Source organism: Alloacidobacterium dinghuense (assembly GCF_014274465.1).
Lineage (GTDB): Bacteria > Acidobacteriota > Terriglobia > Terriglobales > Acidobacteriaceae > Alloacidobacterium > Alloacidobacterium dinghuense.
In genome coordinates, this window is the sequence record NZ_CP060394.1 from 4,676,362 (window position 1) to 4,691,984 (window position 15,623).

At 57.1% G+C, this 15,623-nt stretch carries 14 protein-coding genes; 10 read left to right on the forward strand and 4 right to left on the reverse strand.

The genetic code is table 11. The annotated features are described in order from the left end of the window. Positions 1–389 precede the first annotated feature (389 nt). The gene (gene dnaG / locus H7849_RS19370; protein WP_186741708.1) at positions 390–2,147 is read left to right on the forward strand and encodes a DNA primase; all 1,758 of its coding nucleotides are present in this window, start codon (positions 390–392) and stop codon (positions 2,145–2,147) included. A 71-nt stretch (positions 2,148–2,218) separates the two neighbouring features. Next, positions 2,219–3,151: a hypothetical protein gene (locus H7849_RS19375; protein ID WP_186741709.1), complete on the forward strand. Its 933-nt coding sequence runs from the start codon at positions 2,219–2,221 to the stop codon at positions 3,149–3,151. 60 nt (positions 3,152–3,211) lie between these two features. Here the strand turns inward: H7849_RS19375 and H7849_RS19380 are convergent, their stop codons facing one another. Then, entirely contained in the window at positions 3,212–3,646 is a 435-nt protein-coding gene (locus H7849_RS19380; protein ID WP_186741710.1) for an NINE protein, read from the reverse strand. Positions 3,647–3,805: 159 nt separating this feature from the next. Between H7849_RS19380 and H7849_RS19385 the strand changes: the two genes are divergently transcribed. The 3 genes from H7849_RS19385 to H7849_RS19395 are packed head-to-tail and all read left to right on the forward strand — an operon-like array spanning position 3,806 to position 8,199. Continuing rightward, positions 3,806–5,710 (forward strand): AI-2E family transporter, encoded by a 1,905-nt coding sequence (locus tag H7849_RS19385; protein WP_251106359.1) that lies wholly within the window; start codon positions 3,806–3,808, stop codon positions 5,708–5,710. A 50-nt stretch (positions 5,711–5,760) separates the two neighbouring features. Further along, on the forward strand, positions 5,761–6,939 hold the full coding sequence (gene alr / locus H7849_RS19390; protein ID WP_186741711.1) for an alanine racemase: 1,179 nt from the start codon (positions 5,761–5,763) through the stop codon (positions 6,937–6,939). 9 nt (positions 6,940–6,948) lie between these two features. Beyond that, positions 6,949–8,199 carry an alpha/beta fold hydrolase gene (locus H7849_RS19395; RefSeq protein ID WP_186741712.1) on the forward strand — a complete coding sequence of 417 codons (1,251 nt, stop codon included), beginning with the start codon at positions 6,949–6,951 and terminating at the stop codon, positions 8,197–8,199. Between the two features lie 4 nt (positions 8,200–8,203). Here H7849_RS19395 and H7849_RS19400 read toward each other — a convergent pair whose 3' ends face one another. Beyond that, on the reverse strand, positions 8,204–9,094 hold the full coding sequence (locus H7849_RS19400) for a M23 family metallopeptidase (protein WP_186741713.1): 891 nt from the start codon (positions 9,092–9,094) through the stop codon (positions 8,204–8,206). A 65-nt stretch (positions 9,095–9,159) separates the two neighbouring features. Between H7849_RS19400 and glyA the strand changes: the two genes are divergently transcribed. Continuing rightward, on the forward strand, positions 9,160–10,437 hold the full coding sequence (gene glyA, locus H7849_RS19405; protein WP_285288971.1) for a serine hydroxymethyltransferase: 1,278 nt from the start codon (positions 9,160–9,162) through the stop codon (positions 10,435–10,437). Positions 10,438–10,494: 57 nt separating this feature from the next. Further along, positions 10,495–11,667, forward strand: coding sequence for a lactonase family protein (locus H7849_RS19410; RefSeq protein ID WP_251106360.1), 1,173 nt, complete (start codon positions 10,495–10,497; stop codon positions 11,665–11,667). Here H7849_RS19410 and lpxC read toward each other — a convergent pair. Next, positions 11,664–12,581: a UDP-3-O-acyl-N-acetylglucosamine deacetylase gene (lpxC, locus tag H7849_RS19415; RefSeq protein ID WP_186741714.1), complete on the reverse strand. Its 918-nt coding sequence runs from the start codon at positions 12,579–12,581 to the stop codon at positions 11,664–11,666. The genes H7849_RS19410 and lpxC overlap by 4 nt on opposite strands. Positions 12,582–12,774: 193 nt before the next feature. On the opposite strand from lpxC, the gene H7849_RS19420 reads away from it, so the two are divergent. Further along, positions 12,775–13,899 carry a M20 family metallopeptidase gene (locus H7849_RS19420; RefSeq protein WP_251106361.1) on the forward strand — a complete coding sequence of 375 codons (1,125 nt, stop codon included), beginning with the start codon at positions 12,775–12,777 and terminating at the stop codon, positions 13,897–13,899. A gap of 9 nt (positions 13,900–13,908) precedes the next feature. Continuing rightward, a complete protein-coding gene (locus tag H7849_RS19425) occupies positions 13,909–14,055 on the forward strand; it encodes a hypothetical protein (protein ID WP_186741716.1) in 147 nt (48 codons plus the stop codon). 104 nt (positions 14,056–14,159) lie between these two features. Here H7849_RS19425 and H7849_RS19430 read toward each other — a convergent pair whose 3' ends face one another. After that, positions 14,160–14,768: a Maf family protein gene (locus H7849_RS19430; protein ID WP_186741718.1), complete on the reverse strand. Its 609-nt coding sequence runs from the start codon at positions 14,766–14,768 to the stop codon at positions 14,160–14,162. Positions 14,769–15,037: 269 nt separating this feature from the next. Between H7849_RS19430 and H7849_RS19435 the strand changes: the two genes are divergently transcribed. Next, complete coding sequence (locus H7849_RS19435; protein WP_186741720.1) at positions 15,038–15,241, forward strand: hypothetical protein; 204 nt, start codon at positions 15,038–15,040, stop codon at positions 15,239–15,241. Positions 15,242–15,623 lie beyond the last annotated feature (382 nt).

The window sequence follows — 15,623 nt, forward strand, 5'->3', positions numbered from 1 at the left end:
CCCGACAAAGAAGGGGCTTTAGCCCCGGGCTTTTGCCCTGCTTCTCCTTTGTCAAGGGGATGATCAGCGAGATTTTTCCTAAGCCATTCAAAACAAACATGTTATATTCAACCAATTTTGGCGTACTTTTTGGCCAGAATTGCTATTCTGGATATAGGGGGAATAAAAAGTAGAAGCACCGGCCTTTAGGCCGGTGAATTGAGAGTTATGAGGGAGGGGCTTTAGCCCCGGGCGCTTTAGAACCCACTGCTAAGTGATTGAAAACACTAGAAACGGATTAACCTCTTTCAGATCAGATAGATATCGGGGAATGATCCCCCGCTAAGTTATAGAAAACAAAGGAAACGGCCGAAACACCCGGGGGAGGGGGAGTCGGGTCCGATCACACCATGGCCTCCGACTTCGCACAGCTCGTCAAGCAACAGGCCGACATCGTCAAGATCATCGGCGACCACGTGCGTCTGAAAAAGGCCGGAGCCCAGAACTTCAGCGGCCTCTGTCCCTTTCACAAAGAGAAATCGCCATCATTTTCCGTCCACGCCACGCGCCAGTTCTTTCACTGCTTCGGCTGCGGCGTTTCTGGCGACGTCTTCTCCTTCATCCAGAAGATCGAGAACGTCAGCTTCCCCGAGTCGGTCCGATTCGTCGCGCAGAAGTGCGGCATTCCGCTTCCCAAGCGCGAATTCTCGTCGGAGGAAGAAGCGCAGGAAAGTCGGCAGCGAACGAAGCTGCTCGAATTGCATGAACTGGCCACAGCATGGTTTGAAGAGCAATTGCGCTCGCCCGAAGGAGCCTTGGCGCGCGAATATCTCTCCGGCCGCGGCCTGAAACCTGACGAGATCCAGAAGTTCCGCATCGGCTACGCGCCGGATTCGTTCCACGCCCTGCGCGAGCGCCTCCAATCCGTCGCCGATCAGGAAACCCTGCGGCTTTCCGGCCTCTTCTCCTTCAAGGAGCAGGAAGACGGCAAGCCGGGACCGCTCTACTCGCGCTTCCGCAAGCGAGTATCCTTCCCGATCGCAAACGAGTCAGGCCGCGTGATTGCCTTCACCGCGCGCGCTCTCGAAGCAGGCGAAAAAGCCGGACCAAAGTACCTGAATTCTCCCGAAACACCGCTCTATTCAAAAGGAAACGTCCTCTTCAATCTCGACAAGGCGCGGCAAGCCATCCGCGAAACCGGCTTCGCGGTGCTGGTCGAAGGCCAGATGGACTGCATCTCGGTCTATCTCGCTGGAGTGAAGAATGTGATCGCCACCAGCGGAACGGCCTTCACCGAGGCGCAGGTGCGCCTGCTTTCGCGCTACGCAACGCGCATGATCGTCAACTTCGACCCGGACACAGCGGGCGCGAATGCGGCCGAGAAATCCATCGCACTCCTCACTGAAGAAGGCTTCGAGGTGCGCGTGGTAACGCTCGAAGGCGGCCTCGACCCCGACCGCTACATCCGCGAGCACGGCACGCAGGCCTACATGACCGCTCTGCGCGCAGCGAAGCGCCACTCCGACTACCTGATCGAGCGGGCGCGGCAACTCTTTCCGCCCACAACAGCCGACGCGAAGGTGAAGGCGCTGAACTTCCTGCTGCCACACATCCGGCGCATGCCAAACCGCATCACGCGGGACGAATTCGCCGCCGATGCGGCGCAGAAGCTCGGCATAGATTCCGCCCTAGTGCGCGAGGAGCTGAAACAGGCCGCCGCGAAGCGCCGCGATTCGCTATCGCCAGTAGTCCCTGCCTTCAGCGAAGCAGAGAAGGTATTGCTGCGCGCATTGGCCTGCGCGCCGTCCGATTCAGCCTGCCAGGCTGCAATGGCAGGCTTTGACGCGAATGAACACCACTTCGAAGGATTGACAGTCACTTCCGTACTCAGGAAACTCCGGCACCGTGGTGCAGTCGATCCTATGGCCGCCGTCACCGACCCGCTTGAGCACAGTCTACTGGCGCAGGCATTGTTGGCAGAATCTGAGGCGATCAGCGCCGAGCATGTGACGGCGGCCCTCGACACGCTAAGGCACCGCCATCTGGAGCGCCGTCAGCGTGAACTCCGTGCTTCCATCACCGATGCGGAGCGCACAGGAGACTCCAGTTCTCTGCTCAAGCTGACTGCCGAGAAGCTGGCAGTTGACCGGGAGCTTCGCGGATTCTAACCGCCTGCACCCCCTTTCGGAGGCTGGGCCGACTTCGCCATTCAGGCCCTACGCCGGTAAAATAAGGGGTGATGAGTACGAATCTTGAAACAGCCCTTACGGCCACGCTGGGCAAGGCAGCGCGCGAAGCTGGATTAGCCATCCTTTCCGCAGAAGCAGGCACAGACTTCAATAATCACCCGACAGCGAAGTTCAAACTGGCGCTTTCGCCCGATGCGCCTCCTGCAAAGACGCTGCAGCTGGAGCTGAGCGACGCTTTCGACTTCCATAAGCCCGAGTTGCTTCCGGAAATGACGAGCCACCTGCGGGAAGCCGCGAAGCGCTTGCGCAATCCGCGCCCGGATGCCTATGTGACGGTTGCCGGACTTCCCGTCAGCCTCAACCAGTTCGCATGGCCCTTCCACGGTTCCACCTCCGGAGCCGATACCTACATCGTGCACGGCGTAGCACATCTGGAAGACGGCACCAACTCGCCACTCCACGTGAAGATTGCTGCCAGCATGACGGTGACTTTTGCCGAGATCGTCCCTGCTGCCGAACAGCCCTACGCCGAGACCTTTATCTACAACGCGATTCGCAAGACCTTCGATCAGGGCCAGCTTGAGTTGCTGAAGAGCGGCAACCGTCAGCCTGTTCCGGTGACCACGCGCTACTACAGCCGCTGGCAGAAGAAGTTCATCTTCACTGACACGGACGACGCGAGCCGCCTGGAGTTCCTGGAGCTGAAGGCCTACTGGCTTTCGCATGTGATGGGAAATGATCAGCCGGTATGGATCGCCGATCCACGCGATGCGCAGTATCTCAACACCACGGCTGAGGAGCTGAAGCTCATCGCCGTCGATCTCTCGAAGCGAGGATTGCTGACGCTAACGGACGACTACGCCTCTCCAACGTCGGCATTGTTGGCGCGCGCCGAAGAATATAACGCCAAGATGCACGCTGCCCTCGACATCACGAAGCCAACCTTTAACGAGGAAATGCGGGCCGGCCACACCAACATGTAAGCGCCGGTCCCTCTGTTGGGAAAACCGCGATCGAAGAACTACGCCGTCGCGGTTTTCCATCTATTGAGTGACAGCAGTGCCACAGCGGCTGCAGAATTTCACTCCAGGCGCCAGGGGCGCTCCGCAGGAAGCACAAGCGGGAGCAACGAAGGATTTTGATGGAACGATGCCCGGCACGCCGCCAGTTCCCGGCATCGCGTATTGCAGGCTCGCGGCAAGCATCGTCGCCTGTTCGGCGTTGAATTGGCGCACACGTGCTGGCATGAAGAAGCACTCGATCCAGCTGGCGATGGTGGGAATACCAGTCCAGCAGAAGAGCACATACATAATGCCGAGGCCATTACGCCGAAGATAAAAATGGTGCGCTCCGAAAGTACCAAGGAACAGCGCCAACAATACACCGACCACTTCATCTTTCTGCACTGCGGACATCTGGGCGTAAAAAACCGCCTTTTGCTCATCGGTCAGATTTCCGGTAATCCATGGAGTGGTCATTGGTTAAATTCCCTCGTTCCTGCTACTAAGCAACGATACGCATGCGTCCATAAGATGGTTCCAGATTCACATACGATCCCGCCTGCATCTGAGGAATTGTTGCACTAATCGCGGCCTTCGGTCTCTAATCGGGAAAGCTCTCCATTTCAGGTAGTCAACATGAACGGCATGGAACGTGGCGCAGGAGCCATAAGTAGAAATAAACACGGATGGCTCGGCAATGAGCCATTGCTGGTGCTTGGCCTCGTGCTGCTCACGCTTTATTTTGCTCGCGATCTGTTCATTCCGCTCGCCATGGCGCTCACGCTCAACTTCCTGCTGGCACCGGCAGTCATCCTGTTAGAGCGCTTGCGCCTCCGGCGACTGCCTGCGGTGATCCTGGTGGTACTGCTGGCCTCTGCGTTCATTGGGGTAGTTGGCTGGGTTGTGGTTCGACAACTACTGGACGTCGCCAGTGACCTGCCGAGTTACCGCCAGAATATCGACGAGAAGCTGTCCTCGATCCACGCACCGACGGCAGGGCCGGTAGGGAGTGCTATTTACGGGATCAAGCTTCTCAACCAGGATCTATTTGGCGCCAAACTGTCGCAACCTCTTCCAGCCCCTGAATCAGACAAAACTCGAAACACTCGTCGCACTCGTGCAGCAGTGCCCACAAGCACTGCTCCCACGCAGGTCGTAGTTGTTCAGCCGCCGACGAGCGATCGCGCCTATGCTCAGCAACTGCTCAAGCCAATCATCAAACCCCTCGGAATGCTCGGCATGGTGGTGATTTTCACCATTTACATGCTGATCAAGCGCGAAGACCTGCGCAACCGTCTCCTGTTGCTTGCCGGTATGAGCCGTCTGAATGTGATGACTCAGGCGTTAAACGACGCGGCACGACGCATCAGCAGCTATCTGCTAATGAATGTCCTTGTGAATGCCAGCTACGGACTGGTCTTTGGCATCGGCCTGTTTTTGCTCCACGTGCCTAACGCTACGCTCTGGGGTGTCCTGCTTGGCATACTGCGGATGGTTCCTTATGCGGGAATGATCATCGGCGGTGGATTGCCCATTTGTTTCGCATTTGCCGTCTTTCCTGGATGGTGGACGCCGCTGTTTGTCCTGCTTTTGTTCATTGTGCTCGAGATAACAGTAAGCAATTTCATTGAGCCTTGGCTTTACGGCAGTCACACCGGAATCTCGGCGCTGGCGCTGGTCACAACTGCCATGGTCTGGACCCTGCTGTGGGGATTGCCCGGCTTAATACTCTCGACACCTCTCACAGTTTGTCTGATCGTAATGGGGCGATATGTCCCGCAGATGTCGTTCCTTCATATTCTGTTGGGCGATGAAGCAGAACTTGCGCCGGAAGCGCATTTCTACGAGCGACTGCTCGCTATGGACCAGACGGAGGCTCACCACATAGCCGATAAGTTTCTCGATGGTCACAGACTCGTCGATCTGTATGACGGCGTGGTGTTGCCGGCGCTAAGCCTTGCCGAACAAGATCGGCACAAGGGTTTTCTGGATGATACGCGCAGCACATTTCTCTTCCAGAGCGCTACGGAATTGATTGCTGAGCTAACGGACTACCGCTCGCCCCTGCCTGATCCGTATGCCGAAACGGAAGATCAAACCTATCGAGGGTGTCCGGTAGTTTGTATCCCGGCTAACGATCAGGCAGACGAGATTGCCGGGGTTATGCTCGCACAACTGCTCGAGCAACGCGGGCACAAAACGATGTTGCTACCGGCCTCTGCCCTCACTCTGGAAATTGTGGATCGCTTGAAGGAAGAACCTGGCACAATGATCTGCATCTCAGCCTTGCCGCCATTTGCATTCGTGCATGCGCGAAATTTGTGCCAGCGGGTTCGCGATTATCTGCCTGACAACCGCATCTTGATCGGCCTGTGGGGTGCGACTGGCGATTCCGATATATTGCGCGAGCGATTTGGCAGCGGTCGTCCTGATGCTGTCGCGACTACATTGGCGCAGGCAAGTCTGTTTGGCCGCCCCTGTGAGCATCCATTTACTAGTGTCTCGCCAGCATTAACAGAAGCTGCTTCAGGCCGTGGATGAGAATCAGCAAAACTGAACTGTCTTGTGCAATTTAAGATAGAAGCATCACGATGATGCCAACTCGTCCTGTCTGGGCGGAGATTTCCCGCTCGGGTCTTCTGAACAACTGGAAATTGCTGAGGAGTGCGGTTCACAACGAAGCCGATGTAATGGCCGTCGTTAAGGCAGACGCATATGGGCATAACGCCGTCGCCTGCGCGCCACTACTGGAGCGCGCCGGAGCGAAATGGTTTGGTGTGACCTGTGTCACGGAAGCGGTCGCGTTGCGCAAGGTTTGTCCCGATGCGCGCATTCTGGTCATGTCGGGATTGTGGGGTGGGGAGGCAGGCGCGATTATTGAACATCGGCTTGCGCCGCAGGTATGGGAGCCATTCCATTTCGACTTGCTTGAAAAGGCGGCCCTTGCCTTAGGACTTGGACCGCGGTCCGTTGCAATTCATCTTGAGATCGACACTGGCATGTCGCGACAGGGTGTGCGTTCGTTTGACGAGTTAGAGAAATTGCTAGCTCGTTGTAGCGCAGAGTCGCCGATTCTTGTGGAGGGCGTTATGACGCATTTCAGTGCGCCTGAAGTGCTCGAACCCGATGAGACGCAGTCGCAAATCGCTCGTTTCACAACCGCACTCGACGTGGTTGCAAAACAAGGCCACCATCCAGTTTGGATTCACGCGGGTAACTCGGCGACAGCGTTCGTTCCGCAGCATCTTGAAACTCTCAAAAAACTCGCGCAGAAGCATTCCGCGCGGTTGATGCTCCGGCCCGGGCTCGCGCTCTACGGCTACTCACCGCGATTCACGCCGCACTCACGCGATGCTATGAATCGCGAACTCAAGCCAGTGCTTGCATGGAAAACCCGCATTGTTTCGATTCGAACGATTGAGGCGGGCGAGAGCGCCGGATACAACATGACTTTTCGCGCCTCGCGACGCACGACGCTCGCGCTCATTCCAGTGGGCTATGCGGATGGCCTCAATCGTTTGCTCTCGAATTGCGGGAGCGCACTTGTGCGAGGAAAGAAAGTGCCGATTGCCGGACGTGTATCGATGGATCAGACGATCCTCGATGTGACCGATATTCCTCAGGTTGAAATCGGTGACGAGGTGGTGCTGATCGGCGAGCAGGGAGGCGAGTGTATAACCGCATATGACCTTGCCGATGCCACGGGCACGATCCCTTATGAGGTCACCTGCGCCATCAACGCGCGTGTGCCACGCCTTCTGGTTGATTAAACTATAAGTATGCTTGGCAAGTGGTATGCGCGCTGGATGTTCGCTTGGGAGACGGCGCTGACAACGCGCGATGAAAACCGGGTCGTTCGACCGATTGAATGGGGTTTTGAGTGGCTGGATGACTTCCTGCGCGAACATGGCGTGGGAAGTGCGTCGCATGCACCGGTCGATGCGAAGGTAGCCCAGGAATGGATGATCGCGCTGAATGAGACAATCGTTCGCGCGAGTGACAGCTTCTTCAGTTACGAGCAACCTTGCGATTATCGGCTCGAAGACCGTCATCCACAGTTGTTCCCGACGAACGTGCGTCCGGAAACTTTGGCGCAGGATGCTAAGTTCAAAGCCCTGGCTGCGGACGGCAAGCTGAAGACCGCTCAGTTCCTGCGATTCACATCGCCAGTCAGGACGCCTTATCCGGAGAACGATCTGGTGAATGCACGATGGTATCCGGCGCCTGAAGAGAAGCAAGCCGGGAAACCGAAGCAAGCGATGATTGTGATGCCGCAATGGAACGCGGATGCCTTCAGTCACAACGCTCTCTGCTCGCTGTTCAATCGCTTTGGCATTTCGGCGCTGCGTTTAAGCAAGCCTTATCACGATATTCGCCGTCCAGCGGAGTTGGAACGCTCAGACTATGCCGTCAGCTCCAACATTGGCCGCACCATAGCGGCGTGCCGTCAGGCCGTGGTCGATATTCGCTGCTGTCTGGATTGGCTCGAGTCGCAGGGCTATGAGCAGTTCGGAATACTGGGAACGAGTCTCGGATCGTGCTATGCGTTCATTGCGAGCGCACACGATCCGCGCTTGCGTGTGAACGCCTTTAACCACGCTTCAACTTCATTTGGCGACGTAGTCTGGACAGGGCAGAGTACCCGGCACATCCGCGAGGCTTTCGAAGAAGCGGGCATGACACAGCAGAAACTCCAGAAGCTGTGGGCTTCGATCAGTCCTGTTTCGTACATGGAACGCTTCGCTTCTCATTCCAAGAAGGTCCTTGTCGTTCACGCGACATATGACCTGACTTTTCTGCGCGAATATTCTCTCGAAGTGCTTCGCAGCTTTTCTGAACTTGGCGTAGATTTTGTCTCAAAGGTTCTGCCCTGCGGTCACTACACCACGGGCGAGACTCCTTACAAGTTCATCGATGGCTGGTATCTTGGCTCATTCGTTTACTCAGCTTTCAAGCAGCTTGCCGCCGAGCCTTCCCGGCAAAATCCCGTGCTTGAGAGTGTCCGAGACGAAGAGTTGTTGTCGCGCTGACGTCTTATGGTGTCGGCGGCAGCTTCATCTTGAAAAGAATCGCAGGATCCAGGTATGCGCTCTGCCAGCGCACAGCGAAATGTAAGTGCGGTCCAGTAGCTCGACCGGTAGAGCCACTCAGCCCCAGCAACTGGTATGCATGCACATTTTGCCCCTCAGAGACTTTGATCTTTGAGAGATGCATATAGATCGTCATGAATTGCTGGCCGTGATCGATGACGACACAATTGCCTTCGTAAAAGAGACTGCGGGCAAGAATCACTCTTCCTGAGTTGGCCGCATGCACCGCTGTTCCGGAGGCAGCGCGAAAATCCATGCCGCGATGAATGCTGGCCAGTTTGCCATTAAAGAGGCGTCGCGTTCCAAATGAATCGGTTGCGGGCGATTGAACCGGAAGCAGAAATCCTCCTCGCCACAATGGCTCAGGTGCGCTCTTCGCAAAGGCCTGATGCTTGATCTCGCTGTCCTCAGCGATGCGCTTGAGGGCCGCCGCATCCGGTTCCACAAAGTTCTCCGCAACGTGAAGCTCAACTTGCTTGTAATGCGCGGATGCGATGGTGATGTCGCGCGTGGCATCCACGCTCTTGCCGTCCGGCATGGTCGCGTGAAGCGTCAGCTTGTAAGTCCCGGCAGTGGTCTCGACGTCCACTCCGGCAAGAGCGTACCAGACGGTCCTGCTCCGTGATGGAAAGAAGCTGACCTGGTGACCAAACCACTCGCCTTGAAAGCTAGCGGGAGGACTCTGGAATTCCACAGTCAGCAGGCACGGAGAGCCGCTGGCAAGCTGCGCGGGATCCCAATGAACGCTCTTGTAAATTTCATCGCCCAGCGCCGACGCACGCAGAGGTTGCCAGAACGAGACAATTACCATCAAGAAAGCACAAAAGAGTCGCATGAGTTCGCCTCATGATTGTGCAACAAAGCAGTAAAATCCGCATTGCGGGAAGCTACAATCGAAGCATGCCCGACCGCATGTCTTTACCACTCTCGCAGGCCGATCCTGAGATCGCTACTGCTGTTGAAAACGAACTTCGTCGCCAGCATGAAGGGCTGGAGATGATTGCCTCGGAGAACTTTGTCAGCGAGGCAGTGCTTGAGGCCGCTGGAACCGTGTTCACCAACAAGTACGCGGAAGGATATCCCGGCCGCCGCTACTATGGCGGCTGCGAATTTACGGATGTGGTTGAGAATCTCGCTCGCGACCGTGCCAAGCAGCTTTTTGGAGCAGAGCACGCCAATGTGCAGCCGCATTCCGGATCCCAGGCCAACGCCGGCGCTTACATGGCAGTGCTGAATCCAGGTGATACAATTCTCGGACTCGATCTCGCGCACGGCGGCCACCTGACGCACGGCCATAAACTGAACTTCTCAGGCAAGCTCTACAAGGTAGTTTCTTACGGAGTTCGCAAAGATACTGAAGTTATCGATTACGACGAACTTGAAGCTACAGCCGAGCGCGAAAAGCCGAAGGTCATCATTGGTGGCGGCAGCGCTTATCCGCGCATTTTTGACTTTGCCCGCATGCGTGAGATCGCGGATAAAGTAAACGCGCTGCTGATTGTCGACATGGCGCATTTTGCCGGCCTTGTTGCCGGAGGAGCGCATCCGTCGCCCGTGCCACACGCGCATATCGTAACCAGCACAACTCATAAGACGCTGCGCGGGCCGCGCTCCGGGCTGATCTTATCCCAACAGCAGTTCGCAGCCGCGATTGATAAGGCTGTCTTTCCGGGCCAGCAGGGCGGACCGCTCGTGCATATCATGGCGGCAAAGGCCGTCGCTTTCCGTGAAGCCCTGCAACCCGAATTCAAGCAGTATGCGGCGCAGATCGTGGCGAATGCGCGTGTGCTGGCAGAGACTTTGCAGGCGGAAGGTTTCCGTGTTATTTCCGGCGGCACGGACACGCATCTGATGCTGGTCGATGTTTTTGCGAAAGGCATGCTGGGCAGCGAGGCAGAGGCGGCGCTGGGGGATGCAGGCATCACCGTGAACAAGAACGCGATTCCGTATGACACCAATCCCCCGCTGAAGCCCTCGGGCATCCGCATCGGCACGCCCGCGCTGACCACACGCGGCATGAAGGAGCAGGAGATGCGCATCATTGGCAAGTGGATCAGCGAGGCACTAAGCGAGCGTACCAATCCGCAAGCGCTTGCTCGCATTCGCGGACAGGTGCTGGAGTTGGCCGAGCACTTCCCGCTTTATGGATGGCTCCGGCATCCCGTCCCCGTAGCCTAGTGAAATTCATTTCGTCTTACAACGACGCTAACGCGTCAATCTGCAGAGGATGCTTGCGTGACCCATTCGATCTCCCGACGCACGTTTATGAAGGCCGCAGCGGTTTCTTCTCTCGCGGCAAACACCTGGTGGGCAGAGGCCAAGACCGCCACGAACGCACAAGACAGTCGTCTCATGTTTGCGGGAACGCAGACGGGCGTCTCCAGCAAGGGTATCTATGCCTTCCGTTGGGATCCCAGCAACGGCGAATTGAAAGAGCTCGGACTTGCTGTCGAGAGCGACAATCCAACCTTCATTGCGCTTTCGCCGGACGGCAAGCATCTCTATGCCGCAAACGAGATCGACCAGTATGAGGGCACCAAGAGTGGATCTGTCAGCGGTTTCACAATTGACCGCGCTGGGGCAAAGCTCACGCATATCAATACCGTGTCTTCCGCGGGCGCGGGCCCATGTCATGTCAGCGTTGACCAGACCGGACGCGCACTGTTCTGCGCCGACTATTCCGGAGGCAGTGCAGCATCATTCCACATCGATCAGACAGGGAAATTGAGCGAACCGGTCTCGCAATTTCACTATGAGGGTCACGGCCCGGTTGCCGATCGTCAGGAAGCGACGCACGCGCATCGTGCCACAGTCACGCCGGACAACCACTATGTGCTCATCAATGATCTCGGACTGGATTGTATCCACATTTACCATCTTGATCCCGCGACCGCGAAGCTGACTCCGAACGATCCGCAAGAGTGGTCAGCAAAGCCTGGCTCCGGTCCGCGCGCCCTGCGTTTTCATCCCAACGGGAAATGGGCGTACTGCTTGAATGAGCTTACGTCGACGATCGACGTGCTTGCATGGGACGGCAGGACGGGCAAGCTCACCTCGCTGCAGCATGTAGAGCTTATGCCGAAGGACTATCGCGGAGAATCCGCTGCCTCTGAAATTGTCATCGATAGTAGTGGTCATTTTGCATATGCCGCAGTGCGTTTCTGGGACCGGGTTGTCACCCTTAGCATCGATCCATCGTCAGGCAAGCTTGCGCAAATTGGAGCGACATCCTGCGGAGGCAAAGTACCGCGCCACATGACGCTTGATCCGACGGAGCGATGGCTGCTTGTCGCAAATCAGGCTTCGGATAATATCGCCGTGATCCAGAGAGATTCGAAGACGGGAAAGCTGGCGGAGACAGGCAACAGCTTTCCTCTGATTAAGCCGCAATGTTTGGTGTTTGTTTAGCCGACTGTCACGAGTGCACTGGCGGGAGTTGCCAGGGTTGCTTTCATCTTCTCTGGCGCGATGGTGACTAATTTCCACGCAGAACGGTCCTTAAGCAACCTGGCGACCAGGGCCGTGTGCATGGCGTGCCCCGCACGCTCGGCTACAACGCGGCCCAGGATTTGATGGCCGGCCAAAGCCAGATCGCCGATCAGGTCCAGAACCTTGTGGCGTACGAACTCATCGTCGAAACGTAGCGGTCCGTTTACTACACCTTGGCGAGTGAGGATGATCGCACTCGATTCCGAGACACCGCGGATCAGACCCATATTGCGCAGCATTTGCTCGTCTTCCTTAAAGCCGAAGGTGCGGGCCGGAGCGATCTGGAGGCCGAAATTTCTGGTAGCCAGATCAACTGTGAAGCCTTGCTTGCCGATCGGCGAGGGAAAATCTATCTGGTAGGAGACGCTGTAGCCCTCGCCAGGATAGACACCGATGAACTTGTCGCCCTCGCGCACTTCGACGGTTTTGAGAATTCGCAGGTATTCGCGGCGACGGCGCTGCGTCTTCAATCCGACCTGCCGGAAGGCCTCGACGTAGGGCAGGGCGCTGCCGTCGAGGATGGGGAGTTCCAGATTGTCCAGCTCGACGATCACATTGTCGACGCCCATGCCGATGAGCGCGGAGAGCAGATGCTCGGTTGTGGAGATGAGCACGCTCTGGCGCATGAGGCTGGTTGCGTAGCTGACCTTCGCCACATTGCGCCCGACGGCTGGGATTTCAAAGTTGTCCAGATCGGTGCGGCGGAAGACAATTCCCGATCCGGCGGGGGCGGGAAGCAATCGCATTTGCACGGGAGCACCACTGTGCAGTCCTACGCCGGAGAATTCAATGGTCGAAGCAATTGTCTGTTCAAGATACGATGGATCTGGCAAGCCGAAGTTCCTGGCCCATTTGGGGGCGTTAAGGTCATAGACTAATGGCAGAGAATTAAGTTTCACTGTTGCATCTTTGCCACACTGTAGTGGCAGAAGAGCATCGCCTGCCGGAAATGTATCTACACAGTAACTAGTTGATCAGACAGGTACTTATATGGTCAAGCAGTTGTCTGCAGCCGTCGAGCAAAGAATGCCTGCGACTCTCGATCTGCTTCGCGCCATGGTCGAGATTGAGTCGCCGAGTGATGACAAGGCAGCCGTCGATCGCTGCGTTGCCTTCGTCGCGGCCGAGTGCTCGCGGCTGAGCGGACGGGTTCGGTTGCATCGCCGGCGTGACTTCGGCGACCTTCTGGAGGCGCGCTTCGGTCCGCTGAGGAGTAAACATCGGCCGGTACTTTTGCTTGGACATCTTGATACGGTTTGGCCACTCGGAACACTAAAGAGCATGCCCTTCCGCGTTGACGCTGAACGTGTATGGGGGCCCGGTGTGCTCGATATGAAGGCAGGCGTGGCGATGGCGTTGACGGCCATTGCCGTCCTCCATGAACGGCAGAATCAGGAGCGGCAGAAGTTGAGTCGTCCCGTCATCCTATTGCTGAACAGCGATGAGGAAGTGGGCAGCAACGCTTCGCGTCCGTTGACCGAGAAGCTGGCGAAGCAGTGCGATGCGGTGTTTGTGCTGGAACCGGCACAGGGGTTGAAAGGCGCGTACAAGACGGCGCGCAAGGGTGTTGGTGTTTATCAGGTTCAGGTGAAGGGTGTGGCCTCGCACAGCGGCGTGGACTTTGAGCGCGGACACAGCGCCATCGTCGAGCTTGCACGGCAGATCGAGCGAATCACACAGTTCACCGAGTTGGATCGTGGCATTACGGTAAATGTTGGAACCGTTCAGGGCGGAACACGATCTAACGTAGTAGCTGCTGAAGCCCGGGCCGAGGTGGACATTCGAGTGGCTCGGGCGAAAGATAGGGCGCGCATTGAGAAACATTTTCATTCACTGCGCGTCTTTGATAGCAAGTGCAGTCTGCACGTTGAAGGCGGATTGAATCGCCCCCCGATGGAGCGCACGCGTGGTACCGTCGCTCTCTTCAAGCGAGCCGCAGCGCATGCCCGAGAGCTTGGGTTTGTGCTGGAAGAAGCGGCGACCGGGGGCGGATCGGACGGTAATTTCACATCCGCGATTGGCGTGCCCACATTAGACGGAATGGGCGCAGTAGGAGAGGGCGCGCATGCCCTGCACGAATCGCTGCTCCTGAAGCACATGGCGCCACGTACAGCATTGCTGGCAGCCATGCTGGCAGATGCCGGAGAATGAGGTTCCCCCATGCTGAAGCTTATCGAGTTCGGATTGCTGGCTGTATCGCTGCTCATCATCTTCGGGCTCGTGGCTTCCACTCCGCGCGGCACGGACGCTGCTGCGCCTGAGATGGTTGAAGCGGATCCGGAAATTGCTCCGCTGCGTAAGCTTTAGGCTCAAGGCGAAGTTCCCAGCGGCTAAAGCCGCAAGACTTCATTTGTTTTTATGGCACGGCTAAAGCCGTGCCCCTTCAAAGCCCCTGACAGATTTGAGATCGCCTAAACTGCCGTGGCTGTTTCCTTCTGCAACCGTTTTTCTACGCCTTCCAACATGCTGCTCACGAGTGCGAGCGGCAATCCGACCACGTTGAAATAACAGCCGTGAATGCGGGGAATCCATGCGGCTGCGTAGCCCTGGATCGCGTACGCTCCAGCCTTGTCCATGGGCTCGCCGGTGTTGATATAGGCCTCAATCTCGACCTCTGAGATGGTGGTCATGGTCACATAGGTGAGTTCCGAAGCAACTTCGATACCAGCACGCGAGACGACTGCGACCCCGGTGATGACGGAATGCGTTCCGCCGGCGAGCTGGCGCAGCATGCGGGCCGCGTCGTTTGCGTGCTTTGGCTTGCCGAGGATCTCGTTGGCCGACGACACGACGACGGTGTCGGCTCCGAGGACGAGCAGTGGATCGTTTCCCGAGTCCTGAGTGGCGAGTGGCGTGAAAACGGCTTCAGCTTTTTCGCGCGCGAGACGGGTGGCAAAGGCGATGGGGTCCTCCGCTTCGCGATGCTCTTCGGGGATGGAGGAGGCGTGGACGCGGAAGGCGAATCCGGCTTGCGTGAGCAGCTCCTTGCGGCGCGGCGATGAGGATGCGAGTACGAGCATGACTCTAGATTAAGGCAATCGGGATCGCGGCTTGAGGTCGGGGCTGAGGTTGGCTCCCATTCACTTTTGTCGGCGACGGCGTAGAGATCGGAGAGCGTGTAGCTGACGGGTTCTACTTCTTCGCCTCGCGCTCTTCGGGCATCGCGTTCGGCCTTCATGGCTTCGGCTTGGCGGAGGAGGATTTCGCCGAGGCTGGGTGGGCGCTTTCTGGCTGCGGCTTCTTCCGGGTCGGGGGTCTGCTGGGTCGGGCCGATGAGGGTTCCGTCTTCGTGCTCGTGGGTCTCTCGTACCGTGAGAGTGGGCGTCTGTGCCTTGGCGGCCATGCCTTCGCGGTGACGGATGTTTTGCGAGGCGACCTGCAGGCCGTAGATGAGGATACGGGCGCGGCGGGAGTCGATGCGATTGGCTGCCAGGGCCAGGACTACGTCGGACAGTGCGAGTTGGATGGCGTCGGCGTCTTCGAGCGGGGTTAGGGCGTGGGCGGTTTCTTTGGGGTCGATGTAGGGTTCGTAGGGTTGATTCTTCGGAGTCGGGCGCTTGCGGGTGTTGGAGTGGAAGTAGCAGAAGTTCTGGTCCTTGTTTTGGTCTTTGAGCGCGGGTGACTGGCATTTCTTTCCGCTGGTGAAGATGTGGCGGGACCAATATATTTGACGCATCAGATTGGGCTAAACTGTTGCGTTTCAAGCAAATACCACTTACCGAATGAACGTGCTGTCAAAAGTATAAGTCGCTCATATTCTATAACTTACTGTTCACTCAGTTCGATTTTGATGCGTCAGGTATATTGGTGCCTTCGTAAATTCTTCTTTTTGTTAGTGGTTACGGAACTTTATAGGGTGCGCTTTGCGCGTTCTG